This is a genomic window from Roseateles albus (genome assembly GCF_028595345.1).
GTDB lineage: Bacteria > Pseudomonadota > Gammaproteobacteria > Burkholderiales > Burkholderiaceae_C > Paucibacter_A > Paucibacter_A albus.
The window spans coordinates 48,783-74,472 of sequence record NZ_JAQQXT010000004.1 but is presented as its reverse complement, the minus strand read 5'-3'; the positions used below and the strand labels follow the sequence as shown (position 1 = coordinate 74,472).

At 63.1% G+C, this 25,690-nt stretch carries 20 protein-coding genes and 1 pseudogene; 9 read left to right on the top strand and 12 right to left on the bottom strand.

Annotated features, from left to right (window positions below):
* Position 1: 1 nt before the first annotated feature.
* The 3 genes from PRZ03_RS07775 to PRZ03_RS07765 all read left to right on the top strand — a co-directional run bounded on the left by PRZ03_RS07775 (position 2) and on the right by PRZ03_RS07765 (position 4,885).
* Positions 2-1,285: an MFS transporter gene (locus PRZ03_RS07775; RefSeq protein WP_273599764.1), complete on the top strand. Its 1,284-nt coding sequence runs from the start codon at positions 2-4 to the stop codon at positions 1,283-1,285.
* A gap of 111 nt (positions 1,286-1,396) precedes the next feature.
* On the top strand, positions 1,397-4,027 hold the full coding sequence (locus tag PRZ03_RS07770; RefSeq protein ID WP_273599763.1) for a TonB-dependent receptor: 2,631 nt from the start codon (positions 1,397-1,399) through the stop codon (positions 4,025-4,027).
* 81 nt (positions 4,028-4,108) lie between these two features.
* Positions 4,109-4,885, top strand: coding sequence for a substrate-binding periplasmic protein (locus PRZ03_RS07765; protein ID WP_273599762.1), 777 nt, complete (start codon positions 4,109-4,111; stop codon positions 4,883-4,885).
* A gap of 32 nt (positions 4,886-4,917) precedes the next feature.
* Here PRZ03_RS07765 and PRZ03_RS07760 read toward each other — a convergent pair whose 3' ends face one another.
* The 5 genes from PRZ03_RS07760 to PRZ03_RS07740 form a co-directional block, all read right to left on the bottom strand.
* Complete coding sequence (locus tag PRZ03_RS07760; RefSeq protein ID WP_273599761.1) at positions 4,918-5,091, bottom strand: hypothetical protein; 174 nt, start codon at positions 5,089-5,091, stop codon at positions 4,918-4,920.
* An 88-nt stretch (positions 5,092-5,179) separates the two neighbouring features.
* Positions 5,180-5,923 carry a hypothetical protein gene (locus tag PRZ03_RS07755; RefSeq protein ID WP_273599760.1) on the bottom strand — a complete coding sequence of 248 codons (744 nt, stop codon included), beginning with the start codon at positions 5,921-5,923 and terminating at the stop codon, positions 5,180-5,182.
* A 39-nt stretch (positions 5,924-5,962) separates the two neighbouring features.
* Positions 5,963-7,261: a response regulator gene (locus PRZ03_RS07750; protein WP_273599759.1), complete on the bottom strand. Its 1,299-nt coding sequence runs from the start codon at positions 7,259-7,261 to the stop codon at positions 5,963-5,965.
* Positions 7,258-7,605: an Hpt domain-containing protein gene (locus PRZ03_RS07745; protein WP_273599758.1), complete on the bottom strand. Its 348-nt coding sequence runs from the start codon at positions 7,603-7,605 to the stop codon at positions 7,258-7,260. Before PRZ03_RS07745 ends, PRZ03_RS07750 begins: the two co-directional genes overlap by 4 nt.
* Positions 7,606-7,621: 16 nt before the next feature.
* Positions 7,622-10,612, bottom strand: a complete 2,991-nt coding sequence (locus PRZ03_RS07740; protein ID WP_273599757.1) for an ATP-binding protein — start codon at positions 10,610-10,612, stop codon at positions 7,622-7,624.
* A 268-nt stretch (positions 10,613-10,880) separates the two neighbouring features.
* On the opposite strand from PRZ03_RS07740, the gene PRZ03_RS07735 reads away from it, so the two are divergent.
* From PRZ03_RS07735 to PRZ03_RS07720, 4 genes are all read left to right on the top strand, one after another.
* On the top strand, positions 10,881-11,699 hold the full coding sequence (locus PRZ03_RS07735; RefSeq protein WP_273599756.1) for a PEP-CTERM sorting domain-containing protein: 819 nt from the start codon (positions 10,881-10,883) through the stop codon (positions 11,697-11,699).
* A gap of 56 nt (positions 11,700-11,755) precedes the next feature.
* Positions 11,756-12,562, top strand: coding sequence for a PEP-CTERM sorting domain-containing protein (locus PRZ03_RS07730; RefSeq protein ID WP_273599755.1), 807 nt, complete (start codon positions 11,756-11,758; stop codon positions 12,560-12,562).
* Between the two features lie 112 nt (positions 12,563-12,674).
* Complete coding sequence (locus PRZ03_RS07725) at positions 12,675-13,193, top strand: tail fiber domain-containing protein (protein WP_273599754.1); 519 nt, start codon at positions 12,675-12,677, stop codon at positions 13,191-13,193.
* Between the two features lie 296 nt (positions 13,194-13,489).
* Positions 13,490-14,398, top strand: a complete 909-nt coding sequence (locus PRZ03_RS07720; protein ID WP_273599753.1) for a DUF535 family protein — start codon at positions 13,490-13,492, stop codon at positions 14,396-14,398.
* Between the two features lie 33 nt (positions 14,399-14,431).
* Here PRZ03_RS07720 and arsA read toward each other — a convergent pair whose 3' ends face one another.
* Complete coding sequence (arsA, locus tag PRZ03_RS07715; RefSeq protein WP_273599752.1) at positions 14,432-16,207, bottom strand: arsenical pump-driving ATPase; 1,776 nt, start codon at positions 16,205-16,207, stop codon at positions 14,432-14,434.
* A 63-nt stretch (positions 16,208-16,270) separates the two neighbouring features.
* The gene (locus PRZ03_RS07710; RefSeq protein ID WP_273599751.1) at positions 16,271-17,170 is read right to left on the bottom strand and encodes an EamA family transporter; all 900 of its coding nucleotides are present in this window, start codon (positions 17,168-17,170) and stop codon (positions 16,271-16,273) included.
* Positions 17,171-17,313: 143 nt separating this feature from the next.
* On the opposite strand from PRZ03_RS07710, the gene PRZ03_RS07705 reads away from it, so the two are divergent.
* Positions 17,314-17,472 carry a DUF3149 domain-containing protein gene (locus PRZ03_RS07705; protein ID WP_263533619.1) on the top strand — a complete coding sequence of 53 codons (159 nt, stop codon included), beginning with the start codon at positions 17,314-17,316 and terminating at the stop codon, positions 17,470-17,472.
* An 83-nt stretch (positions 17,473-17,555) separates the two neighbouring features.
* On the opposite strand, the gene PRZ03_RS07700 is transcribed toward PRZ03_RS07705, so the two are convergent.
* From PRZ03_RS07700 to PRZ03_RS07680, 5 genes and pseudogenes are all read right to left on the bottom strand, one after another.
* The gene (locus tag PRZ03_RS07700) at positions 17,556-18,167 is read right to left on the bottom strand and encodes an Lcl domain-containing protein (RefSeq protein ID WP_273599750.1); all 612 of its coding nucleotides are present in this window, start codon (positions 18,165-18,167) and stop codon (positions 17,556-17,558) included.
* An 81-nt stretch (positions 18,168-18,248) separates the two neighbouring features.
* Entirely contained in the window at positions 18,249-18,851 is a 603-nt protein-coding gene (locus PRZ03_RS07695) for a hypothetical protein (protein WP_273599749.1), read from the bottom strand.
* A gap of 36 nt (positions 18,852-18,887) precedes the next feature.
* Positions 18,888-19,154 (bottom strand): annotated as a pseudogene (locus tag PRZ03_RS07690) (Lrp/AsnC ligand binding domain-containing protein); the annotation flags it as partial.
* A 385-nt stretch (positions 19,155-19,539) separates the two neighbouring features.
* Positions 19,540-21,144, bottom strand: a complete 1,605-nt coding sequence (locus tag PRZ03_RS07685; RefSeq protein WP_273599748.1) for a S41 family peptidase — start codon at positions 21,142-21,144, stop codon at positions 19,540-19,542.
* 157 nt (positions 21,145-21,301) lie between these two features.
* Complete coding sequence (locus PRZ03_RS07680; protein ID WP_273600069.1) at positions 21,302-21,805, bottom strand: Lrp/AsnC family transcriptional regulator; 504 nt, start codon at positions 21,803-21,805, stop codon at positions 21,302-21,304.
* 288 nt (positions 21,806-22,093) lie between these two features.
* Here PRZ03_RS07680 and PRZ03_RS07675 point away from each other — a divergent pair, with 288 nt between their 5' ends.
* Positions 22,094-25,663 (top strand): indolepyruvate ferredoxin oxidoreductase family protein, encoded by a 3,570-nt coding sequence (locus PRZ03_RS07675; protein WP_273599747.1) that lies wholly within the window; start codon positions 22,094-22,096, stop codon positions 25,661-25,663.
* Positions 25,664-25,690 lie beyond the last annotated feature (27 nt).

Below are 25,690 nucleotides of genomic sequence, written 5' to 3'. Positions count from 1 at the left end.
GTTGAGCAAGAAGGTGAGCGACAAGATGAGCAATATGGCGCAGCGTTATGGCATCGTGATCTACATCCTGGTCATCTGGTTCGCGATCTCCTTCGTGACCAACTTGATCGGGCCGCTGATGCCGGTGCTGATCCAGGATTTCAAGCTCAGCCTGGGCATGGCGGGCTTCCTGCCCTTCTCCTTCTTTTTGGCCTACGGTTTGGTGTCGATTCCGGGCGGCATCCTGGTCGAACGCCGGGGCGCCAGGTTCACCTTGATGCTGGCCTTTGCGCTGAATCTGATCGGTGCGCTGGCGATCGCCGTGCAGCCGGTATTTGCCGTCGTGATCGGCGGCCTGTTCGTCATTGGGCTCGGGATGGCGCTGCTGCAAGTCGTCATCAACCCGCTGATGCGCACCGCAGGCGGCGAAGCAAATTTCGCCTTCTTCTCTGTGATGGGCCAGTTGGTATTCGGCCTGGCCTCCTTCATCAGCCCCTGGGTCTTTCAGTGGATGATGACGCGCTCGGTGACTGCGCCCGGCGGCCTGGTGTGGGTCGATTTCTACTGGGCTTTTGTCGCGGCCTTCGTGGCTCTGCTGCTGCTCAACCAGCGCCTGCCCTTGCCAACCGTGGACCTGAAAGATGACGAGCGCATGGGCGGCATGAAGGCCTACCGCGAACTCTTGTCGCGCATCGATGTCTGGCTCTACTTCCTCGCCATCGTCGCCTATGTGGGCACCGAGCAGACACTGGCCAACTGGATGTCGCAGTTCCTCAGCAGCCAACATGGCTTGTCCGCCACGGCCGAAGGCGCCGATGCGGTCGGGCAGTTCTGGGGCCTGATGTCGCTGGGCTGCCTGCTGGGCCTCTTGCTGCTCAAACTGATGGATTCGCGCCGGGTGCTGATGCTGTTCGTGCTGGGGGCGATGGCCTGCGTCGCCGCAGCGCTTTATGGCAGCGCGGCCACCGCCTTGTGGGCCTTCCCGGCTGCGGGTTTTTGCTTGTCGGTGATGTTCTCGGTGCTGTTTTCCCTGGCCTTGAATTCGGTGCCCATGCATCACGGCGCCTTCTCCGGCATCTTGTGCACCGGCATCTTGGGTGGTGCGGTGCTGCCCATGCTGGTCGGGCAGTTGGGCGAAGCGATAGGTCTGCGCCTGGCGATGAGCAGCGTTTTCATCTCGCTGGCCTACATCCTGAGCGTGGCCTTTTGGGCTCGCCCCCTGGTCGCTAACAAGACCGTCCGACTGACCGAGCTCTTGAGCAGCCGCCGCCGTCCGGCGGCATCGCCTGCCCAGAACCCGCCCTGATTTTCGCCCTGATTTTCGTTTTCTTTCCCTGACTCTTGCCCGTCCCATGCCGCCAAGGCATAGCCGCCTTCGCCTGTCCTCAAACACTTTGAATTTTTTCAGGAGACTTCAATGAAGAATAGCCACCCCTCCCGCCTGGCCTTGACGGCATTGGCTACAGCGGCATTGGGCTGCATTGCCCAGCATGCGAACGCACAGACTGCGCAGCCTGCACAGAACAAGAACGAGCTGGAAACGGTGGTGGTGACCGCCACACGCGTCAGCTCCAGCCTGCTGCAAACGCCGGTTGCCGTCACGGCGATCACGCAAGACCGCTTGACCCGCGAAGGCGTCACCGATGTACGCGGCCTGGCCGGCACGGTGCCAAACTTGCAGTTCTCGACCGGCGCCGACTCCGGCGTGCAGATCGCCATCCGCGGCATCAGCTCGAACAACTTCACCGAGATCGGCGACCCGGCAGTTGGCCTGCATGTGGGCGGCCTGTATTCGCCACGCCCACAGGGTGCGATGGCCTTGATGTTCGACCTGGAACAGGTCGAAGTACTGCGCGGCCCGCAGGGCACTTTGTTTGGCCGTAACTCCACGGCCGGCGCCATCAACATCATGCCGGCCAAGCCCGAGTACGGCGCAAGCTACGGCAGCGCCGAGCTGGACCTGGGCAACTTGAACAAGCGCCAGCTCAATGTGATCCAGAACATCGGCATCGGCGAGAACTTCGCGCTGCGCGCCACGCTGATGCATCTGACCCGCGACAGCTGGTTGAACCAGACGCAGGACAAGACCGACATCGACATGCCCGAGCATGGCTTCCACAAAGACGGCATCCCCGATGTGGACCAGCGCCGCAACACGCCGGTCAGCAAGGCCGACGCCTACAACAACAAGGACCAATGGGCGGGTCGCCTGTCCGGCCGCTGGAGAGTCACCCCCGACTTCGAGGCTTCGCTGAGCTATGAAAAATTCCAGAACTCCGGCGCCGGCGAGATCGCGCTGAAAGACTGCGCGCAAGCCGCCGGCACGCGCTTTGCCTGCCCAGGCAGCCAATGGGACGTCAATGTCAACTTGCCCGGCAAGATCGATATGTCGATCGACACCGTGCGCGGAGGCCTGAACTGGAATCTGTCCAAGTCCAGCAGCCTGGAATACAACTTTGCCTATGCCGACCAGCGGCGCAGCCAGCAGACCGATGATGATGCGGGTTATCACCGCCTGTCCAGCCAGGTCACGGCGGAGTGGACCGCCGAAGGCCTGCACCCCGGCGTTTGGCCAGTGCAAGACAACTCCTCGATCACGCTGAACTCCCGCTACAAGTCCCTGGTCCAGGAACTGCAATACAAGCAAAGAACCGACACCTTGCAATACGTGGTCGGCGGATTCTGGATGCGTGAGAAGAATGCCATTGACTATGCGCAGGAATTCTTGACCAACAACAACTGGGGCTTGCCCAACAGCCAGTTCTACAACCAGCCGAATCGCCAGATCGATGCCAAGGCCTTGTTCGGCCAGATGGACTGGAAATTTGCGCCGACCTGGACGGCCACCGTCGGCGGGCGCTACAGCTGGGACAGCAAGACCGACCAAGGCGGCAAGGTCTTCGGCGGCTGGGCCGACGATAGCGACGCCTATTACAACGGCCACTTCGACCCCGGCCACCCCGGCACGCCCGAGTTCCGCCCGCACAACAGTGCCAATTTGACCAATGCCATGGGCCCCTTCGCCGGCACCGGCGCCTATTCGCACTGGGGCGATCCAGCGCAGAACGACCACTCCGAATCCTGGCGCAAGTTCACCTATCGCTTAGGACTCATGACGCAGATCACACCCAAGGACATGGTCTACAGCTCCTTGTCGACCGGCTACAAGGCGGGTGGCTTCGGTGACAAGGACGACCGCTGCGGTGACAAGACTTGCGTTGAAGGCCCGTCGCCCCAGTACACCTTCTTCCCCTACAAGCCCGAGACAGTCACCAACCTGGAGTTCGGCTACAAGGGGCTGATGCTGAGCAACCGCCTGAGCATTTCCGCCACGGCGTTTTTCAGCCGCTACAAGGACATGCAGGTCACCGACGAGTTCTTCTCGGCCAAGGTCAAGCCCGAAGCCGGCTGCACGCCCAATACCTTTGACTGCGACCTGGTCAAGAAGTACCAGACCATCAACGTCGGCAAGGTCGATATCCCCGGCCTGGAGTTGGAGTTCGACTACAAGCCATGGGCCGGCGGGCGAATCGGCGGCTTCTTCACCTACATCAATTCCAAGGTGAAGGACTTTCCTAACTTCAGCGACACCTGGAACTGCGACTACCGCCACGAGATGGGCGCACCGGACTGCCCGCCGGCGAACGAGGGCACCGACCCGAATCTGATTGGCCGCAATATCTATGACATCACCGGCAACCACCTGCCCTTCTCACCGAAGTACAGCCTGGGCGTCAACTTCTCGCAGAAGTTCGATTTCGGTGACGGCTATTCGGTGACACCTTGGTTGGCCCTGAAGTGGCAGGACAAGATGTACTTCACCCTGCGCAACCTCGACAACCCGCATATCTCGGATGCGCAAAAAGCCTTCACCAAGATCGACGCCTCGATCAAGCTGTCGGCGCCCAAGAGCTGGTATGCCGAGGTCTATGTCTTCAACGCCACCAACAAGTACACCAAGAACTCGGCCCAGGACGGCGGTGGCTTTGTGCGGGCGATGTGGAACGACCCACGCATGTATGGCCTGAGGGTTGGCATCGACTATTGATGAGCTTTGGGCTTTGAGGGCGGCGATTCAAGCGCAAAATCGGTGCAGGAATGACCGACACATGGCGTGAGGATCACAAGCATGAAGTTTGCCGCCGCTGCATCTGCCCTTGCCCTCTCGATGCTGGGCCTGTGGACCCCTGCGGCACAGGCCTGCTCCAAGCCGGTGCGGGTGGCCATGATGGCCTGGCCGCCCTACTTCTACGCCGGCGATCTCGGCTCCGCGGTCGGCGGTGATGTCGAGATCATGCAGGTCATCTTCAAAGAGGCCGGCTGCAAGCTGGAGATCGGCGAGGAAGTGCCGCGCAAGCGCCGCTTGGCCATGTTCATGGCTGGCGAGCTCGACATGATCCCGGGCTCGTCCGATACGCCGGAGCGGCGTGAATATGCTTGGTTCTCAAAGCCCTATCGCAACGAAACGGTCAGCTTCTTTACCTTGCCGGCCAAGCTGGAGCGCTACCGCGATGTGCGTGGTTTTGAAGATGTGCTGAATCGCCGCATCACCCTCTTGAGCCTGAATTCGGGTTGGTTCGGGCCGGCCTACGAGCAATACATAGTCCGGCTGCGCGAGGCCAAGCTCAGCTCCACCTTCGAGGGCTTCGCGCAAGGCCTGGTCATGCTGAGCAAGGAGCGCGGCGAGCTGATCATGGCCGACCACGCCACGCTGCTGACCGAAGCGGCACGGCTCAAGATGGACCTGGCCCCGCTGCCCCACAACATCTCGCACGCGCCGGTCCACATGATGTTCAACAAGAAGACCGTGCCCGAGGCCGATGTCTTGCTTCTCGACGCCGCCGCCGAGCGCCTTGAAGCACGCGGTGTGCTCAAGCAGATCAGGCGCAATTACGGCATGCAGTAGCGCAGGGGAAATAGCTGCCGCAGCGGCAGCTCCTATGTCTTCTTTCTTGCAGCGCTGGTCTTCTTGGCTGCGGCCTTGGGCTTTTCAGGGGCGGCGGGCGTGTCCCGCGAATCCCCCATATCGCCAATCAAACCCTTGACCGGGCAGAGCTTGAAGATCGGGCATTTGCGGCATCCGACGGCGAGAGCGATTGGGCAAAGGGTCATGGGGCAGTCCTAACGATTGACTTCGCGACCCGCGCGACCGGTGGCTGAGCATAGCTGCTCGAAGCCGGCCAAGCACCGCGCTTGTTTTTCAAGGCGCCAAATCCACCCGCAGCTGCAGCTCGCGCGTGCTCTGCGTCTCGGCGCTACGGCTGCTGATGACGCCGCGCTCCTGGCGCTGGGTGGCCGCGCCGCTGCGCGCTACGGTCAGCCATTGACCCAGACTCACCGAAACGGTGCTGAAGACTTGTGCCTGGGTCTGAGTTTGAGTCTGGCCTTGCAGCAAAGAGCCGGAGCCGCTCGTTCCCTGCGCGCGCAACTCCACCCGCACCGGTTGCTGGCCGCCCGGCCAATGGGGCGTGACAGTGAAACCCTGAGTCTGCTCGCTCACACCGTTACGCGGCATGGCCCAGCCTGGGTTCGAGTTCGCCCCAGCGCCCGCCGCCGGCAAAGGCACAGCCCCACCAGCGCCGCCCCCGGCATTGAAGGGCACAGCGAAATCTACCCACTGCACCGGCGTCGATTCGGTCAGCTGCACCGAAGCTTGATGGCCGTTGAGCACCAAGAGGCGCTGCACCTGCTGCTCATCACGCCGCTGCGTGTTGAAGCCGACGCTGCCCCGCGCCGACACCGAGCCGGCCGTGCCCACCACGACCGAGCCCTCGCGCACCGCAGACAGCGCCGCGCCGCTGAGCGCGCTGTCCACCCAGCGCACTTCGACCCAGAGGTTTTGCTGAGCGGCGCTTGAACCGCCAGCCTCGGCAAGCACGTCGACCACCACTGACGAAAGCGCGAACAAGGCCAGCGCCGAGGCCCATGCAGGCTGAATCTTCATTGCACCAGCATACCCGCCAAATCCTGGCTCGCGGCCACCTCATTGATCAGCCAGGCCGGCCCGCACCGCCTCATCCATCAAAAAGCCCTGGCCGCCCTCCCCGCTGGCTCGCGCCAGCCGCTGCGCCTGCGCCACCGGTGTACCTATGCAGGCATAGGCCGCGCGACTGCTGGCTGCCGCTGTGCAGGCCAGGATCTGACCGCGCGCCAGGCCGCAGCCCGAGCTGACAGCCGCCAAACCGGCGGCCAGCCGTTCTTCATTGAATGCGCCCATCAGCTCGCCTATGTCTTGCGCCGCCAATACAGCCGCCTGCGGCGTGCGGAACAAAGCCATCAGGCTATCGCCGCAAAACTGCGCCACCTCGCCAGCGCGCCCCTCGACAGCGTCAAACATCAGCGTGCACCAGTCGCTGAGCAGTTCTTGCATCTGTTCGGGCAAGAACTCCAGCGCGGCCAAGCCATGCAGACCGACGACCAACACCGTCACATCGGGCAAGCTGCGGGCTTCGCTGGGGCCGCCGGGCATCAAGCGGCGCAGCGCGGCGCGCTGGCTGTCGCGTTGCAGCTTGGCGTTCAAGCTGGCATCGACCCGCGCCTTGAGCAGCCAGGGGTCGACCGGCTTGTGCAAAAAGTCCTCCACCCCCAGCTCGATGCAGCGCGCCACCGGCGCCACGCCGCCCAAGGCGCTGGTCACGATCACCGCGACCTCGCGCAGCGCAGCGTCACCGGCCCGCTCTTGCAGCAAACCAAATCCATCCAGCTCGGGCATCGCAAGGTCGAGCAGCAGCAGGTCAAAAGGCTGCTGCCTGAGTAAGTCGAGCGCCGCGCGACCATTGGCGGCCGCGCTGACATGATGCCCCATCAGCTCCAGCGAGCGGCATAGCAGCAGCCGATTGACCCGGTTGTCATCGGCCACCAGCACCCGCGCGGACAGGCTGCCCGCCAAAGCCGGCGTCTTATGTTGCGGCTGTTGGGCTTGTTGCCTCTTTTCGCTAGCGTCTGCTGTTTCGGCGCTTTCTGCAGTTTCGGCCAGCCCCAAAGGCAGCGTGAATTGGTAGCCCAGGGCCGGCACCGTCGCGATCGCGGACGCGCCCAGCACACGGCGCAGGCCCGAGATCTGCACCTGCAGATTGTTCTCCTCGACGACCAAGCCTGGCCACACCTCGTCGAGCAACTCCTCCTTGCTGACGACGCGTTCGCGCTTGTTGACCAAAGCCTTGAGTAGATCAAAGCTGCGGCTGCCCAAGGCGACGGCTTGGCCATCGACCAGCACGCGGCGCTCGTCCAGGCGCAGCTCAATATGGCGGAACACCAGTCTCGAAGCAGGGCCGCCGTTCATGCGCGCGCAGCCGCTTGCAGGGCCAGCAAGGCGGCAGCAATCTCGGCCGTCAATTCATCGATCGCCGCGCTTGTGGCCGCGCCACCCGTCGCCAAGCCTTGCCACTCCAAGCGGCCGGCCAGCTCAGCCAAGCGCGCTGCACCAAAGGTCACACCATTGCTCTTCAAGCTGTGCGCGATGGTCTCGAACTGAGCGCTGTCGCCGGCAGCCGACGCCTCGCGCAACTGCTGCGCCAGCAGCGGCGCCTCCTCGGCAAAAGCCTCGATAAGTTGCAGCACGAAATCGGCGCCGGCATTGGCCTGCAGGGCTTCGAAAACTAGCGGATCTATCAAGGGCTGGTTCATGGCTTTCACCTCGACATTACGCATCAACTCTACGGGCTGTAGCGCTCAGCTCGGCGATCAAAGCCTCAACGCGCAAAGGCTTGCTCAAGTGCTCATCCATGCCAGCACTCAGGCATTGTGGCCGGTCGCCGTTGAGGGCGTTGGCTGTCATCGCGACGATGCGCGGGCGCTGCCCGGCCGCCCAGCGCGCCGTGATGGCGCGGGTCGCCTCCAGCCCGTCCATCACCGGCATGCGCACATCCATCAACACCAGGTCATAGGGCTGGCGCGCCACGCAGTCCAGCGCCTCGCGCCCATTGCCGGCCAGATCGGCCCGGTAGCCCATCTGCTCCAGCAGGCGCAGCGCCAACTTCTGGTTCACACCGTTGTCTTCGGCCAAGAGAATGCGCAGCGGATGGCGCACCGCCATTTGGGGGTCCAGCGCCGTGGTCGGCGCAGCGCTGCGCTGGGGCAGCAAAGCGGTATCGGCAGCCGGCGCATCGATATCGAATTGGAAGCGGCAACCCTGGCCGAGCCCCGCACTCTCCACACCCATCGAGCCACCCATCAGCTCGGCAAGCTGGCGGCTGATGGCCAGGCCCAGGCCGGTGCCGCCGTAGCGGCTGCTGATGCTGCTGTCGGCTTGGCTGAAGCGTTGAAACAGCCGAGAGCGGCCCTCTTCGCTCAGGCCGATGCCCGTATCGCGAACCTCAAACGCCAGCCGCCCGCTGCGTGGCGCCGTCACGCTGAGTGCCACCTCACCGGCATCGGTGAACTTGAGCGCATTGCTGAGCAAATTGAGCAGGATCTGGCGCAGGTGCGCCGCATCGCCGACCACGGCCACTGGCACCTCCGCGCCGATATGGCAGCTCAGGCGCAAACCCTTTTGGCCGGCACGTACGCTGACGAGGTCAAGCGCCAAGCGCACGCATTCGCGTAGGTCAAAAGGCTGCGCCTCCAGCTCCATCTTGCCGGCCTCGATCTTGGAGAAATCGAGCACGTCGTTGATGATGGTTAGCAGGGCTTCGGCCGAGTCGCGGATGGTTTGCGCGTTGTCGCGCTGCTCCTCGCTGAGAGTCGAGCTGAGCAAGAGGCCGCTCATGCCTATGACCCCATTCATAGGCGTGCGGATCTCGTGGCTGACGGTCGCCAAGAAGGCACTCTTGGCCGCATTGGCCGATTGCGCCGCCTCGCGCGCGGCCAACTCGGCGGCCAGCTTTTGCTCCAGCAGCTGCGCTTGCGAGCGCCCAGCATCGGCCTGCAAATCCTCTTGCATCATCTCGGTAGCGCGGGCCAAGGCGCGCACCTCGTCGGGTCGATACGGCGCCGCATCCGGCCTTGTATTCAACAACAAGAATCCGCTCAAAAGCTCGCGGTGTTTGATTGGAATGGCCAGGCCGTCCACACCGACCAGCGCTGCCAGCGCGGCCGGCAGGCGGTGGGCGAGGATGCCGCGCAGATCAGCTGGCGTCAGCGTCAGCGCAACGGGCAGCTCGGGCGCGCTGGCTGCCGAGGCTGCCGTCGAGGCCAAGCGTTCGCATTGCTCGGCGCCGACGCGATACACCGCCGCCCGTGCGCCGTCGGCAAAGCCGCCGATCGCAGCCAGGTAATGCTGCAGCAGCGCGTCCTGCCCCTGCAGGGTGGCGGCCGACCGCGCGGCCATCCAGAGCTGCTCCTCCCGGTTGCGCCAATTGCTGAAGAAGAGTTGCTGCACGACACCGTCGGCCCAGCCGCGCAAGCGCGGCACGGCGCCTGCGAACAGCAGCGCCAGCGGCACGGTCACGCCGGCTGCCACCTTGGGGTCGGCCAGCACGGGCCAGCGCGCACCCAGCATGCGCAGCAAGGCCACGCCGGCCAACAAGACCGCCAACACCAGGCCCCAGACCAAGGCGCGGTTGAGCGCAAAACCAAAGCCGAAGACACGGTGGCGCAGCACGGCGTAGGCGAGGCCAAGCATCGCGACAATGTCCAAGCCGACCTGCGCCAGCCTGACCATGAATTCATTCTCAAAAGTTCGCACTATGAGCGCCGACGCCACGCCGAACACCATGCCGCTCAAGAGCAATAGGCCCACGCAGATACCTACCCATGCGGCACGATATCGTTCGGCCCCTGCGGCTCGGCGCCATGTCGAAAACAGGAAGGTCAAGGAGATCACGTTGATGAACGCTGCATAGTTGTTCGTCAAGGTTTCACTGAAACGCTTCCATTCAGCCGGCAGCGGCCACCAACGCAGCAGCAAGCCCGCATCAAACAGAGCAATGATCAAGCCCAAGCCCATCAGCACGACAAAACCTCTGTGCACCCACGCCTGTGACAGTCGATTTTGTCTATCCCCAAACGTGATGGCGAAATACAGGTAAGCCCCCGTACTCAGGACGAACAGAACGTTCATGCTGAATACGGAAAGTAGGTTTTGCACCATGCCTCCCGGCAAACCTTGGGTCATGCCGACCACACTGTAGATCGCCAGCGCGATTGAAAGCGCGCGTATCGGCTTGTTTGCCGCGCCGCGCCAAGCCAAGATCGTTGCGACGAGCAGGGCCATACAACTGTCGATCCAGTCACCCAGCAAGGCCGCCACGGCAAGCGGCGTTATGCGGCCAGGGTCTGGAATGGTCAACGCGGTCAGGTGCCGGAGCTGGCCCTGCGACTCGATCGTGACCGCGATCGGCTCCCCGATGCCCTTGTATCGCCAGGTGTCTGCCGGCAGGTCATAGGAGATCCGGTCGCCCGGCCTCACGCCTTGTCGTGCGAGGTCCGAGTCGGGCTCAACGCTCACCACCTCGTTCATCCACAGCAAGCCCTTGAACTTCCAATTGAACTCCGCCCCCATCCCACCCGCAGCCTCGGCCACAACGCTGCGATCGATGTAGGCCAAGGCCCACAAACGCAGGCCGCCGCAAATCAGGCAAAAGGCGAGCAAGAGCACCTTCCAGCGCAGCGCATCGTTAGGGCCGGCAGGCGCTGGCGCCAAAGCTGTGGCCGGCGCTGCTGGCACATCGAGACTGGCAGAGTCCATTGGCATGGCGGGCTACTCCTCGGAAATCTTGGCGGACTGAGAAGCTGGCGCGGAGACTAACTCCCGGACACAGCGCTGCCGATCATAGGGATTCAAAGCAGGGCATCTGAACGCTGGCCGCAAACTTTAAGAATTTTTAAGTGCCGTTTCAGACGCTTTAAGTACGACGCGCCGGCCAAGTAGGACATTGGCATCACGGCAAACGAACTTCGCCGTGCCCGAGGCAGTGCACGCTGCCGCCAACCCTCAAGCCCAGATTCAAGGGATGAATGAAATGTCACACCAACACGCTTCACATCGCCAAGCCGCCCCTAGCCTGGTGCGGCAACTGCTGCCGTTGGCCGCGGCGGCCCTGCTCGCCATCTCGGCTGCGCCATTGCGGGCGCAGCAACTGATCGCACCCAACGCCATGGTCGGCGGCTACAGCCAGAGCTTCCTGTCGGCCCAGATGGCGCAGTGGGAGTTCTCCATCCCCGCGGCGACCAACCCCATACTGGACATGACCGGCGCCCATACCGCGCAAGGCGACCAGGGCAGCTATTTCTTCCTCGCGTCCACGTTCTCCCAGGCTCCCGTGGTGCGCAACGTGACCGTGCGCACCGACCAGACGCTGGTGTTCAGCCCGGTCACCATCCTCTACTGGGCGGATGCCCAGGTCTTCACCGAGGCGGATATGCGCACACATGCCGCCTACGCACTTGGTGACGTCAGCAGCCTGACGGTGACGGTTGACGGTGTGGACCTCCTGTCCAATGACGCCAGCTCGCGGAATCCCTTCCTGCAGTCCAGCCCCTTGTTTCCGCTGAGCCTGCCACCCGGCGGCATTATTGACACCATGTGGGGCTATCCACCGGGCATTTTTCCGGCCGTCACCTTGGGCTACACCTTTGCCTTGGAGGGCTTGTCTGCCGGCCAGCACCAACTGCGCTTCACCTCGACCTTTGTCTCCACCGGCCCCTACGCCGGTGGCCCGCCGACCTCGTACGACGTCACCTACAACATCACCGCCGTGCCCGAGCCAGGCACTTGGGCCTTGATGGGCCTGGGCCTGCTGGCCATCGGCGCCGGCACGCTGCACCGCCGGCGCGCTTGAGCTTGGCGGCGCAGGCCGAGAACCATCTTCGAACCTCAATTCAAAGGATGTACGACATGACAAACTTAGCAACACAACATGGCCACGCAGCTCACGGCGTCGGGCGCCAACTGCTCCCGCTGGCTGCGGCCGCCCTGCTTGCCATCGCGGCCGGCCCCTCGCTGGCACAGCAGCTGATCGCGCCCGAAGCCCTCGTCGCCGGCTACGACCAGCGCTTCAGATTAGCCCAGTTCAGCCAATGGTGGATCTCGATTCCAGCCGCGACCAACCCCCTCCTCGACGGGCCCGGCGCCAACACACAGCTCGGCGACCAAGGTGGGTATTTCTTTCTGCCAGGCTCCTTCAACGCGACCCCGGTTGTTCGCAACGTGACTGTGCGCCCTGACCAGACCCTGCTGCTGAATCTTCAGGTCGTGACCGGCTGGCCCGACGCTAACGAAACCGAAGCTGACCTTCGCTTCATAGCGGGCCATGTATTGGGCACGATCAACAGCATGTCAATCACCGTCGACGGCGCGCCCGCCTTGCTGCCAGCCGGCTATTCGTCGCTGGGCCAATTCCGCCAATCAACCGACTTGTTCCCGCTGCATGTCGGCGCAGACAATCTGGGCGGCTGGCCTGCCGGCATCTTCCCGGCCATTTCGGATGGCTACCTGATCGCGATGGAGGGACTGTCCGCAGGCAATCATCAAGTGCGCTGGACGGTCAATTCTTCGCCGACCGGCCCGTTTGCGAGCCAGTGGACCTTCGAGCAGGACATCACCTACAACATCACGGCAGTGCCTGAACCAAGCAGTTGGGCCTTGATGGGCCTGGGCCTGCTGGCGATCGGCGCTGGCGCGATTCATCGCCGGCGCGGCTGAGTTTGGCAGCACAGGCGGCGAGCGGCCTTCAAGCGCGAGGCGTCTCGCACTTTCGCCAATTTGTCGCCCCGTCGCCCCGCGCTGATAAACCACTGAACAACAAGGACTCCCTATGAAAGCGACCCTTACCCTGAGGCATTGCGCCACATTGCTTTGCCTTCTGGCGGCAGCCGTCACCGGCACCGCACAAGCCGCCGGCGAGCCGCGTTCGACCCAAGCTTGGCAAGCCTCGGCAACTGGCGGGCATTCAAACCAAGCTCGGCTACAGATCACAAAGCACAAAAATGCCGCCCAAGCCGAACTCAAGTCGCCGCGCAAGTCGCCCAACGGTTTTTGGGGCAGCAATAGCAGCTACGCCGGCCCCGTTCGCGCATGCTGGTATTGGCTTTCAGACCAAGGCCTGAAGCAAGACATCAGCTTGCTGGAGCGCACACCTGCGGGACTGGGCCTGTACGCCTATCGCTACGTCTGGAGCGACACCGTTTATGTCGGCGTGTTGGCTCAAGAAGTTGCGGTGGCGGTACCTGAGGCCGTGACGGTGGCCCCGGACGGGCATCTCGCGGTGGACTATCAGCGCCTCGGGCTTGAACTTGTCACGCTCGAACAATGGGTCGCAGCCCAGCGGCGCTAGCCAGGATGGGGGCGCCGGAACTCCGCTTGACCTGGGACTTTCTTCAGCATGGGCTGCATGGTCCAGCTGGTGCCGGAGCTGGAGATGACGCGAAACATGCCTTGAATCGTGACGATTTGCCGCCCGACACCCCCATCAGAGGGAGGTGTCAAGGCAGTTGTACCAAAACACAAAGATTTACAATTCATTACCTTGTGGCCACAGACCAGCAAGAAGTCTTGCCCCTCGCGTCCTAGACCTCCATCGCACCAGCTGCTCCATCCGCGGCCGTCCACCGCCCCGCTGAAGACCCCACTTTGTCGCAAACCATCACCCTCAATTCGGGCCTGAGCGGAAGGCAAGGCCTGCCCCGTTTACGTGAAAGCATCAAGATCGGCTGGCGAGCTTTCGCCAACCGGCCGGCCACTTCCGCCTGGTTGCAGTTGCTGAATGCCCACTCACCGTTCAGCGAGCTGGTCAAGCACAAGCCGAGCTTGGTCTTGAAGATCTACCGCCCCTACCTGAGCAACACCCTGAACTGCAGCCAAAGGCTGGCTTTGCTGCAGGCGCATTACCACTTCATCTTCAGTCAAGGCCTAGCCCCCTTGGTCGTGCGCGCCGCGCAGCAAGCAGTGCTACTGGCCCAAGTCGAGGGCAAAAGCGGCGCGAGCTACGGCATTGAGTTGTCGGCGATCGCGCCACTCGAACGTGAAGGCGAACTGGTGCTGCGCCTGGTGCAAGGCGAGACGCTGATCTACTCGGCGGCGTTTTCTTTCTTCCGCGAGGGCACCCAGCTGGCGCTGGGCATAGGCTGCATGCAAGGGCCGCAGGGCGAAGACGGCCTCCAACACATCCGCCAAGCCACTCAAGATTTCCATGGCCTGCGTCCCAAATGCCTGATGCTGCGATTGCTGGCACATTTAGGTCATGGCTATGGTTGTCGCCAGCTATTGCTGGTTGGCAACGCCAACCTCGCCCACCGAAGCGCCGCCCGCAAGGGCAAGATTTTTGCCGACTACAACAGCCTGTGGGAAGAAATGGGGGCGCGACAACGCTCGGACGGCGACTATCAATTGAGCTGCGAGCCGCTGAGCCCGCCGGACTTGACTGCGATCGCCTCGAAGAAGCGTTCCGAGGCTCGCAAGCGCTTTGATGCCTTGCTCGCGCTGGCCCATGCCTTGAGCAGCGGCCTGCAAGCTCAAACGGCGCAGCCGCACAGGAACTGAAGCCGTTTGCTTGCACTCAAGAGGTGCGGCGATTCACGAGGCCGTCAAACCCGCCAAGGTCGCCACGCCCACCGGCGGTGTGGCCGACCAAGGCAAGACATAGAGCCGCTCGGCCAGGCCGGCGCGGATGCGTTGCACCTGGCGCTGCTCACCGATCAGCCGCGCCGTTAGCAAAGAATCGCGCGCGCCAGCGGCCAGCAGGCTGCGGTTGATGACCCAGGCAAACGGCGTGATGCCGGCGCGCTTGAGATCGTCTTGCAGCGCCGCCGCCTGCGACACCGGCGTCTGCTCGGCCAGCGTGGCAATGATGATGCGGGTGTGCTTCGGGTCTTGCAGCCGCATCAGCGGCGTCAGCACCCTGCCCGCCGAGTTGCGGCCCTCGAACTCGCGCATCATCTGGCGGTGGTAGGCGCCGGTGGCGTCCATCAGCAGCAGCGAGTGGCCCGTCGGCGCGGTGTCCATCACCACAAAGGCGCTGCGCGCTTCGCTGACCACGCGCGAGAAGGCATGAAACACCGCGACCTCCTCGGTGCAGGGTGATTGCAAGTCCTCCAGCAAGAGCGCGCGCCCAGCATCGTCAAGCGTGCGCCCACGCGCCGCCATGATCTTGGCGATGTACAGCTCGGTTTCGCGCTTGGGGTCTATGCAGTCGACGCGCAGCCCGGCCAAATCGCCGTGCACGGTCGGCAGCACATGGGCGGCCGGATCGGTGGTCGTCAGGTGAACCGCATGGCCGCGTTGCACCAGGCCGATGGCCAGTGCCGCCGCGATCGTGGTCTTGCCCACCCCGCCCTTGCCCATCACCATGATCAGGCCATGGCCCGCAGCAGCCAAGTCATCGCAGAGCGCGCCGAGGCTGGCGGCGTCGAGTTGAGCGGGCGGCGCCACAGCGGCCAAAGTCGCATGGCCAACAGGCAACTCGCTCAACAAGCCTCGCAAGGCCGGTAAACCCACGGTGTCAAAAGAGCGCAGCGGCACTTGATCGCGCGGCAACTCGCACAAGGCCGCAGGCATCGCCGCGAGGGCGGCCTCGCCCCGCGCCTCCAGCGCCAGCGCAACCGTGTCGCTTCGGTCGCTGGCCTTGAATACGCCGTTGACCAGCAAGCGTTGGCGGTTCAAACCCAGTTCGCGCAGCTCCGCCGAAGTGCGGCCGGCTTCGGCCAAGGCGGCCACCTCGGCCCGCGTCACCAGCACCACCTCGGTCAAGGCCGGGTCGGTCAGGGCGGCCAAGGCCGCTTGAAAGCGCTGCTCTTGCATCTTCAGGCCCGAATGCGGGCCCAGGCAGGAAGCACCGCGGTCGTTGTCGGCCAGAAAGCCGCTCCAGGCCTTGGGCAGGCTCAGCAAGCGCAACGTATGACCGGTTGGCGCGGTATCAAAAATGATGTGGTCAAAGTCCGCCGGCGGCTCGGCCAGCAGCGTCGCGAACTCGTCAAAAGCGGCAATCTCGGTCGTGCAGGCGCCCGACAACTGTTCGCGTACCGTGCCTCGCTCGGACTCGCTAACGTCAACTGCCAACTGAGCCAGCACCCGCAGGCGGTAATCCTCGGCGGCTTGATTCGGGTCGATATTCAAGACCGACAAGCCCAAAGCGCCGGGCACAGCCACCGGGTGGTTGCGCAGCGGCACGCCCAGCATCTCGTCCAAATTTGAGGCCGTGTCGGTACTGACCAGCAGCACCCGCAGCCCCCTGTCCGCCAAAGCCAGCGCCACCGCCGTCGAGCAAGAGGTCTTGCCCACGCCGCCCTTGCCGGTGAAGAAAAGGTAGCGGGGCGGCTGTTTGAGCAAGGCGAGTGTGTATGAGGCGTTCATCGTCCCATCCTAATCTCCAGTCCGCCTGCCAACTCCCAGCCAGTGAGCGCCGCCTGCTCTAGATCAATGTACGGCGCGAACCCGCCATGGCCGCAGCGGCCACAGCAGGTTGAGCGCCAGGCCACTCAACACCAGGCCCGCTGCGATCAGCTTCCAGGCCGGCAGGCTCTCGCCCAGCACCAAGGCCGCCGTACTCATGCCGAAGACCGGCACCAGCAAGGCCATGGGCACGACTGTGGCCGGCGCATGGCGAGCCAGGAGCCAGCCCCAGGCGGCATAGCCGAACAAGGTGTTGCCGACGGCTTGCCAGAGCACGGCGGCCCAGGTCGTCGCGTCAGCCCGGGCCAGGCCTGCCGCCATGGCCGTTGGCCCCTCAACGATCAAGGACAGCGCCAGCAAGGGCGGTACAGCAAAGACGCTGGTCCAGACCATATAGGCCAGCATATTGACCCGGCCGGCTTTCTTGCCGAGCATATTCGCGCAGGCCCAGCTGAAGGCGGCGGCCAGAATCATCACCAGCCCCAGCGGCGTAGCGCTGCCGTCCGTATGGCTGGCAATCAACCCGATGCCGCTGGCGGCGAGCAGCAAGGCTAGCCACTGATAGCCCTGCACGCCTTCCTTGTTCAGCCGCATCGACAGCATCAGCGTGAAAAAGACTTGCGTCTGAATCACCAGTGACGCCAGGCCCGGCGAGATATTGCTGCGCATGGCCAGGAACAGCAGGCCGAATTGGCCAACGCCGATCAAGAGCCCATAGCTGGCCAGATTGCGCCAAGGCAGATCGGGCTTCTTGAGGAAGAAGATCGCCGGCAATACCGCGAAGCTGAATCTCAGAGTTGCGAACAGCAGCGGCGGCAAGGCGTTCAGCCCGAGCCGTATGACGACGAAGTTACTGCCCCAGATGGCCACCACGGCCAAGGCCAACAAAAAATGCTTGAAAGGTAGACGGGCACTTGAACTCATGCGCGAATTCTGAGGGCTAGCCGACGCCATGCCCAAAGTTTTCGTCGGAGCGCAAGGCCTGCAAAAAACTTGCGCCAAGTCAGAGACGCGGCACGCGCTGAGGCATCCAATCAGCTCACACCATCAAACCCCAAGGCGCACAGATGAAACTCTTCATGGATCTCTTCAGCAGCGATGTCGGTCTTTTCAGCGTCGCCACCATCGGCATCGTGCTTGGCATGGGCGCCTTCTTTGTGCGCTACTTCATCACCCATATGCATGCGGACGAAGCCCGCGCCGCAGCCCAAAGCCCAAGGCATTGAGCTAAATGCCTAGTTCCCGCCAACCGCCGCGCGGCGCGATGCAGGGACAGTGGCGAGGCGCCCACCGCTCAACATTGCGTCCCTCAGGGCGCTGAGCGCACAAGGCGCACGGCCAGCTTGCGCTGCTTGTCGGTGTCGGCTCGCGCTTCGCCACTGGTCAAGTTGACAGCCCAGCCTTGCCGAACAGACAGCCGGTCGGCGTTTTCGTTCGTCCGGCCTCGGGCGATATTGGCATAGTCGTATTGGTTGACGGGCGTGGTGTTGATGCTGACCGTGACGGACCAATACCAGCCGCTGGGCGCCGCCGGGAAGAGTGCCTGCTGCGCGCCGGCTCGCTCGGCCGCATGGGCCGAATGGGCTGAATGTGCCGCCAGTCGCTTCAACTCAGGCACCCGGGGTAGGCGCCAACTCAGGCCCTCGGCCTTGGCCGCGCTAAGGGCCCAAGCGCCGGCCTCGGCACGCGTCATCAAGAGGGCCTCGCCAACACAGGTCTTGCCCGTCCACTGCATCCCGGCCACACAGCGCTGCCAGATCTGCTGAGTCGCTGTGTCGATCACAGCTGTACCATCTTCCGACGGCGCCCAGTTTGCTGGCGCTTCAGACTGGGCGGCCCAGGCTGCAGGGCTCGCCCAGACAGCGATCGCTGCTGCTGCCGCTGCGACAGCGCTCATCCAAGTTGGTTTCAGGAGTTCCATGGGCGGGCAGCAAAGGCAAGGTCTTGGGCTTCAAATGTAGGCTTGATACCGGAATAGGCCGCTGAAAAGCTGAGCCGCGGATCACTGAGCCGCCCGGGCCGGCAGAGGCAAAGCAATATTCACCGTGCGCGGCGCCTGCCCATATTCCTCCACCTCCAGAATCAGGCCTTGCGCCTGCGCATCGAAACGCAAGCTGTTGACGACCTCACGGTCAAACTGCGTCAATGGCGTTTCCACATAGATGAAGCCCAGATAGCGCTGACGCTGGACCAGGTCTTGCCAGTAACTTCCGAAAGCACCCCGGTGGTACACGCGGCATTCCAGCGAAGGGCCGCAATCGATGTCTTGGATCCTGCCCGGTGTCGCCATGAGGGAAAGCGACAAGGGAATCACAAAAGTAAGCATCAGCAAGATCAGGCCCATCAGCAGAACCACAAGAATCTTGATCAGCTTCTTCCACCACTGCTTGGCGGGCAAGGTATACACGCGCAGCAGCAAAACGACGCCGCTGAAATAAGCTCCAAAGTAGGGGACGAAGTTCCAGGGTTCCTTCAAATGCAGGGGCCCGAGGATCAAGAACAGTGACAAAAGCAAGAGGGCGCCCGCCCAGCGTGAACCACTCTTTAGCCAAGCAAGCCTCGGCATCGCCTCCAAATCCTTGGCCCCTAGGGAGGTCACAAACATAGGCATTCCTTTTCAAGCATAAACACAGTTGCGGCCTCAGCCGCCACCCAGATGCGCCAAGGGCACACCGCCGCTGGCCTTCACCTCGCCGAGCGAAAAGCTGGTGTGTACATCTTTGACGTTAGGCAGATTCAACAAGGTGTCGATGGTAAAGCGGCTGAAGGCATCGAGGTCGGTCGCCAAGACCTGCAGCTCGAAGGTGCCGGCGCCCGAGATGTAGTGGCAAGAAATCACCTCGGGCAACTGCCGGATCGCATCTTCCAGCGGCTTGGTCGAGGCGCCGGTGTTGCTTTCGGCGTCCATGCCCATCTTGCGTGGCTGGCCTTTTGGCATGGCAATGTGACACGGTTCTTGAACCTGGCGCGGGCAGCCCAAAGATTGGCGCGGGAATTGGAGCGGGATGCTTGTGACTGCTGCGTCTGGGCGAGGGGGAGCAAGCCCAGGGCCGGCTGGCGCAGGCCCACGAGGCCTTAAGCCAGGTCCACAGCTTGGCGCGCGACGCCTTGGCCCATGGGGACGCAGCGACGCTCTGCAGTTTCTTGAGGCGCTGTTTTTGCATCATGCGAACGCTACCAGTTGCAAGCAAGTGGAGCAGCCCAGGCCGCAGGAGCTGAGCTGCTAATGCGTGCTGCTGAACATGACCGCACCATTTTTTTCTTAGCGAAGCACCTCTGCTTGCCCGCCCCAACTACGGCCGCTTCGCTGCCAGATCCGCTTCCACCGCCTTTGCAACATTCGCAGTCGACCAGCGCAACTCCTTCAGGACAATGTCCGGCACATAGATTTGCCCATTGGCGCGCGGGCGTTTTACATAGACCTTGTTAGGAATGATCACCGTTGCCAGACCCGAAGCCAGCGCTTGCGTGCGCACCTCCATATAGGTCGAGTCGGCGGAGCTGGGCGCGCCGATCAGGCGGGTGTTGGGAAAGCGCGTGAAGATGTCAAGCGCGTCCAGGCAAGCGCTGGCGCATTGCCCCGGCACGACCACATACACCGGCTTGGTATAGGCGGGCGAGTCAGCGGGCAGATCGGCCGCAGGGTCCGATGCAATGTGCGCCGCAGAGGCGACCGAGCTCGCCGGCTGGCTGTCCACCTCGTTCTCGCTGGGTTCGATGAAGAATTTGTCGCCACGCGCCAAGGCTGCCTGCATGCCGGTACAGATGGTCTTGACCCAGGCTGCGGTTTCTGCCTGACCCTCTTTGGTCAAGCGCTCAACAAGTTCACCAAGATAGGCGGTGTTGTCTACGGACGCACGCCACCAAATCGCCATGTCACCTTGGTAGGCGCTCATGCGGCGCTCAACAGTCTCGGCACCCCACAGCACGGCGGCAAAGTCTCGACTCCAGGTGGACGAGCCGCCCTGGTTGTGACGCAGATCGATCACCAGCGCATCGGCATCGAGGAAACTCTGGCGCTGCTCGCCGACCTGCTTGTTGATCGCCTGATAGGCCGCGCGCTGGCTTTCGTCGGGCTGGAACGTGGGCATCGCGGCCCAGAACAAGCCCGGCCTCGGCTCCGTCAACCCGACCTCCAGCGCGTCGCCGTTATAGCTCTCTTTGATCCACTGGCGGCTTTGCTCATTGGCGGCTTGCCAAACCAGCGTTTGGGTGAAGCGTTTGCTGCCGGCCCCGGCATCGAATTGACAACGCTTGGGCAGGCTGATGAAGGGGTTGCCCGCATCGACGAAGACTCGCCGTGCCCTGACCCACCAATGGCCAGCCTCGTCACTGCGCCCATTGAAGGCAAACACATTGCGGGTGATGAGATCCTTGATCGCGAGGCCATCGCAAGACAGTACCCGCGCACCCACCGCCGGGCCGCCCGCTTGCGCCGCGTAGACGTAGAGCGCATCGCCACGCCAGACGGTCACAAAACCGGGCCAGCGCTCGGGCGGCGCCACGCTCTTCTCATCCAGCGTCGTGAAGACGCCGGCATGGCCGTCGTGAATGCCCACATTGAAGCGCTGCATGGCCGCCACATAGCCGGCACTATTGCCGACCTTGGCGGCCAGCGCCAAACCCTGGCGCCGGGCTTGAGCGAGATTCTTCTTAAACCCGGGATTGGCCGGGTCCTGCGCGCCGGGATGGTTGTCCAGCGTGATGCGGTAGGCGGTGTTGATGTCCTGGACCGCGGCGCGCTGCCAGGCTGCGGCGGTCTTCGGCGGGCTGGGCTTGGCCAGCTCAGCGGCTTCTACCGCCTCGGCCTGTCCAGCCAGCGACAGCGCCAAGACGGCCCAAATCGGGGCGCCGAGCACGGCGCAGAGATTCGTGGAGAAGCTTGGGCGACCTGTCATTTTGGGCATGGAATGTTTGGCGGATGGGCTAAAAGAGCGAAAAGGACTTGAGGGTCTGATGCGGGCCAACTGGGGAATGTAGCGTGACCCAGCACCGATAACCAAGGTCATGCGCAGATGCAAAGTAGACCGAACCATTCGTCCTTCGCTCTGCCCGTCAGGACTGCTGCAGATGCGCCAAGGGCACGCCGCCGCTGGCCTTCACCTCGCCAAGCGAAAAGCTGGTGTGTACATCTTTGACGTTAGGCAGATTTAACAAGGTGTCGATGGTAAAGCGGCTGAAGGCATCGAGGTCGGTCGCCAAGACCTGCAGCTCGAAGGTGCCGGCGCCCGAGATGTAGTGGCAGGAGATCACCTCGGGCAGCTGCCGGATCGCATCTTCCAGCGGCTTGGTCGAGGCGCCGGTGTTGCGGTCGGCGTCCAGGCGTACAAAGGCCAGCACGCCCAGGCCGATCTTGCGGCGGTCGATCTCGGCGCGGTAGCCGGTGATGAAGCCTTGTTCTTCCAGCCAACGCACGCGCCGCCAGGTGGGGGCGGTGGACAGGCCAATGCGCGCCGACAGCTCGGCATTCGACAAGCGCGCATCGCGTTGCAGCTCGGCCAGGATGGCGATGTGGAAGCGATCCAGGGTGTCGCCACTGGCGCCTTCACCATCCAGCATTGGGCTGCTGGCCGCCGGCGGCGCAATGTTCAGCGCTGTTTTTGCCAAGGCTTTCGCTCGGCCATGCCCTGTTTCTGGCTTTCGAGATGCCAATCTGCACTCCTTTTGATTTTTACAGCATGATTATTGCGCTTGAATCAAAAATGCAACAGCAAAAAGCAAGCACCTGACGCCGCGCTTTCCCTACACTGCCCTACCCGGTAATACTGCCCATACCCGTTGGGGGCGAAGTCGCCACAAGCGACCTGCGCCAGCCCTGCCCCAAACCAAGAGACAAGCGACACCACCATGAATGCACCCTTGCCCGATCACATCCTGCGCGCGCTAGAAAAAGTCACGCTGGACGACAAATACGCGCTCGACTCGGGTCGCGCGTTCATGAGCGGGGTGCAGGCCCTCGTGCGCCTGCCGATGCTGCAACGCACACGCGACGCGATGGCCGGCCTCAACACCGCCGGTTTCATCTCCGGCTACCGGGGCTCGCCACTGGGCGGTTACGACCAGGCGCTGCAATCGGCCAAAAAGCATCTGGCCAAGCAGCACATCGTGTTCCAGCCCGGCGTCAATGAGGAACTCGGCGCCACCGCCGTCTGGGGCTCGCAGCAGCTCGACCTGTTCCCCGAGAAGGCCAAGTTCGACGGCGTGTTCGGCATCTGGTACGGCAAGGGCCCGGGTGTGGACCGCAGCATCGACGTCTTCAAGCATGCCAATATGGCCGGCACCTCCAAGCATGGCGGCGTGATCGCGATCGCCGCTGATGACCATATCGCCAAGAGTTCCACCGCCGCCCACCAGAGCGACCACGTCTTCAAGGCGGCCGGCTTCCCGGTCTTCTTCCCCAGCAGCGTGCAAGGCATCTTGGACATGGGCGTGCACGCCTTTGCGATGAGCCGCTTCTCGGGTCTGTGGTCGGGCATGAAGACGATTCAGGAAATCGTCGAGTCGGGTGCCTCGGTCAGCGTCGACCCGGACCGCGTCAAAATCATCATGCCGGAGGACTTCCCCATGCCGGCCGGCGGCCTGCACATCCGCTGGCCCGACGCGCCGCTGGAGCAAGAAGCACGCATGATGGACCACAAGTGGTACGCCGCCCTGGCCTATGTGCGCGCCAACAAGCTCAACTACAACGTGATCTCGACCCAACAGGATCGCTTTGGTCTGATCGCCTCCGGCAAGGCCTATAACGACACCCGCCAGGCGCTGCACGATCTGGGCCTGGACGACGACACCTGCCGCCGGCTCGGTATCCGCGTCCACAAGGTCAATGTGGTTTGGCCATTAGAGGCGACCATCACGCGCGACTTTGCCGACGGCCTGCAAGAGATTCTGGTGGTGGAAGAAAAGCGCCAGGTCATCGAGTATCAAATCAAAGAGCAGCTCTACAACTGGCGCCCCGATGTGCGCCCGCATGTGCTGGGCAAGTTCGATGACGACGCCGACAGCGGTGCCTTGGGCGGCGAATGGGGCATGGCCAGCCCGAGCAAGAACTGGCTCTTACGCCCACAGGCCGATCTGACGCCGGCCATCATTGCCCGCGCAATCGCCAAACGCCTCAAAAAGCTCGGCGTCGACGCCGATGTGATGGCACGTTTGGACGCCCGCGTCGCCATCATCGACGCCAAAGAGAATGCCCTCAAGGCCGAGGAAAAAACCGCCGCCGGCGCCGATCGCACGCCCTGGTTCTGCAGCGGCTGCCCGCACAACACTTCCACCCGCGTGCCCGAAGGTTCGCGTGCAGTGGGTGGCATCGGCTGCCACTATATGGTCACCTGGATGCCCGGCCGCAACACCGCCACCTTCACGCAAATGGGCGGCGAAGGCGTGCCATGGGTGGGCCAGTCGGCCTTCACCGACGAGAAGCACATCTTCTCCAATCTCGGCGACGGCACCTACTTCCACAGCGGCATCCTGGCGATCCGCCAATCGATCGCTGCCGGCGTCAACATCACCTACAAGATCCTCTACAACGATGCGGTCGCGATGACCGGCGGCCAGCAAGTGGGCGAGCGCGCGGAAGGCCACAGCGTCTTGCAAATCATGCAAAGCGTGATCTCGGAAGGCGTGGCCAAACTCAGCATCGTGACGGATGAGCCGCAGAAGTACGACGGTGTGGCGCTGCTGCCCGGCGTGACCGTGCATCACCGGGATGAGCTGGATGCGATCCAGCGCGAGTTCCGCGAGATCGTCGGCACCTCGGCCATCATCTATGACCAGACCTGCGCGACCGAAAAGCGCCGCCGCCGCAAGCGGGGCAAGCTGGTCGATCCAGCCAAGCGCGTTGTGATCAACGACCTGGTCTGCGAAGGCTGCGGCGATTGCTCGGTGCAGTCCAACTGCCTGAGCATCGAGCCGCTGGACACCGACTTCGGCCGCAAACGCCAGATCAACCAGAACAGCTGCAACAAGGACTATTCCTGCGTCAAGGGCTTTTGCCCGAGCTTCGTCACCGTTGAAGGCGGCCAGCTCAAAAAGCCCAAGAAGGACAAGCGCCTGAGCCCCTTCGACGCCGCTTTGGGCACCCTGCCCCTGCCTTTGATTCCTAACCCCGAGAAAGCCTGGGGCATCGTCGTCGCCGGCGTCGGCGGCACCGGCGTCATCACCATCGGCCAGCTGCTGGGCATGGCCGCGCACCTGGAAGGCAAGGGCGTGATCACCCAAGACGCGGCCGGTTTGGCGCAAAAGGGCGGCAGCACTTGGAGCCATATCCAGATCGCCAATAGCGAAGACGCGATCCACTGCACCAAGGTCGGCACGGCCGAAGCCGACCTGGTGATCGCTTGCGACTCCATCGTCGCCGCCAACAAGACCACGCTGGCGGTGATGCGCGAGGGCCGCACCTTTGTCGCCCTGAACACCCATGGCTCGCCGACCGCCGCGCTGGTCAATGACGCTAACTGGTCATTCCCAGGCGCTGCTTGCGAGAGCGCCGTGGCGGCGGCCGTTGGCAAGGCCGGCGTTGGCATGTTTGACGCCGAGGAAGTAGCCGTCAAGCTGGTCGGCGATTCGCTCTACACCAACCCGCTGATGCTGGGCTATGCCTGGCAGCAGGGCCGCGTGCCCTTGAGCTATGCGGCGCTGATGCGGGCGATCGAGCTGAACAATGTGCAGATCGAGAACAACAAGATCGCATTTGAATGGGGCCGTCACTGCGCGCAGGATCTGGCTGCCGTGCGGGCGCTGTTCGAGGCGCGCCAGATCATCAACATCGTCAAGCGCCCAGCGCTGGACGAGATGTTCTCCAAGCGCATCGACTTTTTGGTTGACTACCAAGACCCGGCCTATGCAGAGAGCTACAAAGCCTTCGTCGAGAAGGTGCGCGCAGCCGAAGACAAGCTGGGCGGCCCGACCCACAAACTGACCGAAGCGGTGGCCCGTTATCTGTTCAAGCTGATGGCCTACAAAGACGAGTACGAAGTCGCGCGTCTGCACACCGACCAGAAGTTCCTGGATCAAGTGGCCAGCCAGTTCGAAGGCGACTACAAGCTGGTCCATCATTTGGCGCCACCACTCTTGGCCAAGAAGAATGCCAAGGGCGAGTTGATCAAGCAGCAGATGGGCGGCTGGATCCGCCCGGCATTTGGCCTGCTGGCCAAGTTCAAGGGCCTGCGCGGCGGCACGTTTGACATCTTCGGCTACACGGCCGAGCGCAAGATGGAACGCGCCTTGATCGTTGAGTACCGCGCCAGCATCGAAGCGATTCTGGCCAAGGGCTTGACAACTGAGCGCCTGAGCTTGGCTACCGAGATCGCCCGCATCCCCGAGGAGATTCGCGGTTACGGCCATGTCAAGGAGCGCCATGTGCATGCGGCCCGCACCAAGTGGGACGGGCTGATGGCGCAGTGGAAGGCCGCTGCTTGAACTGAGTCGGCATGAAGGAAAAAAGGA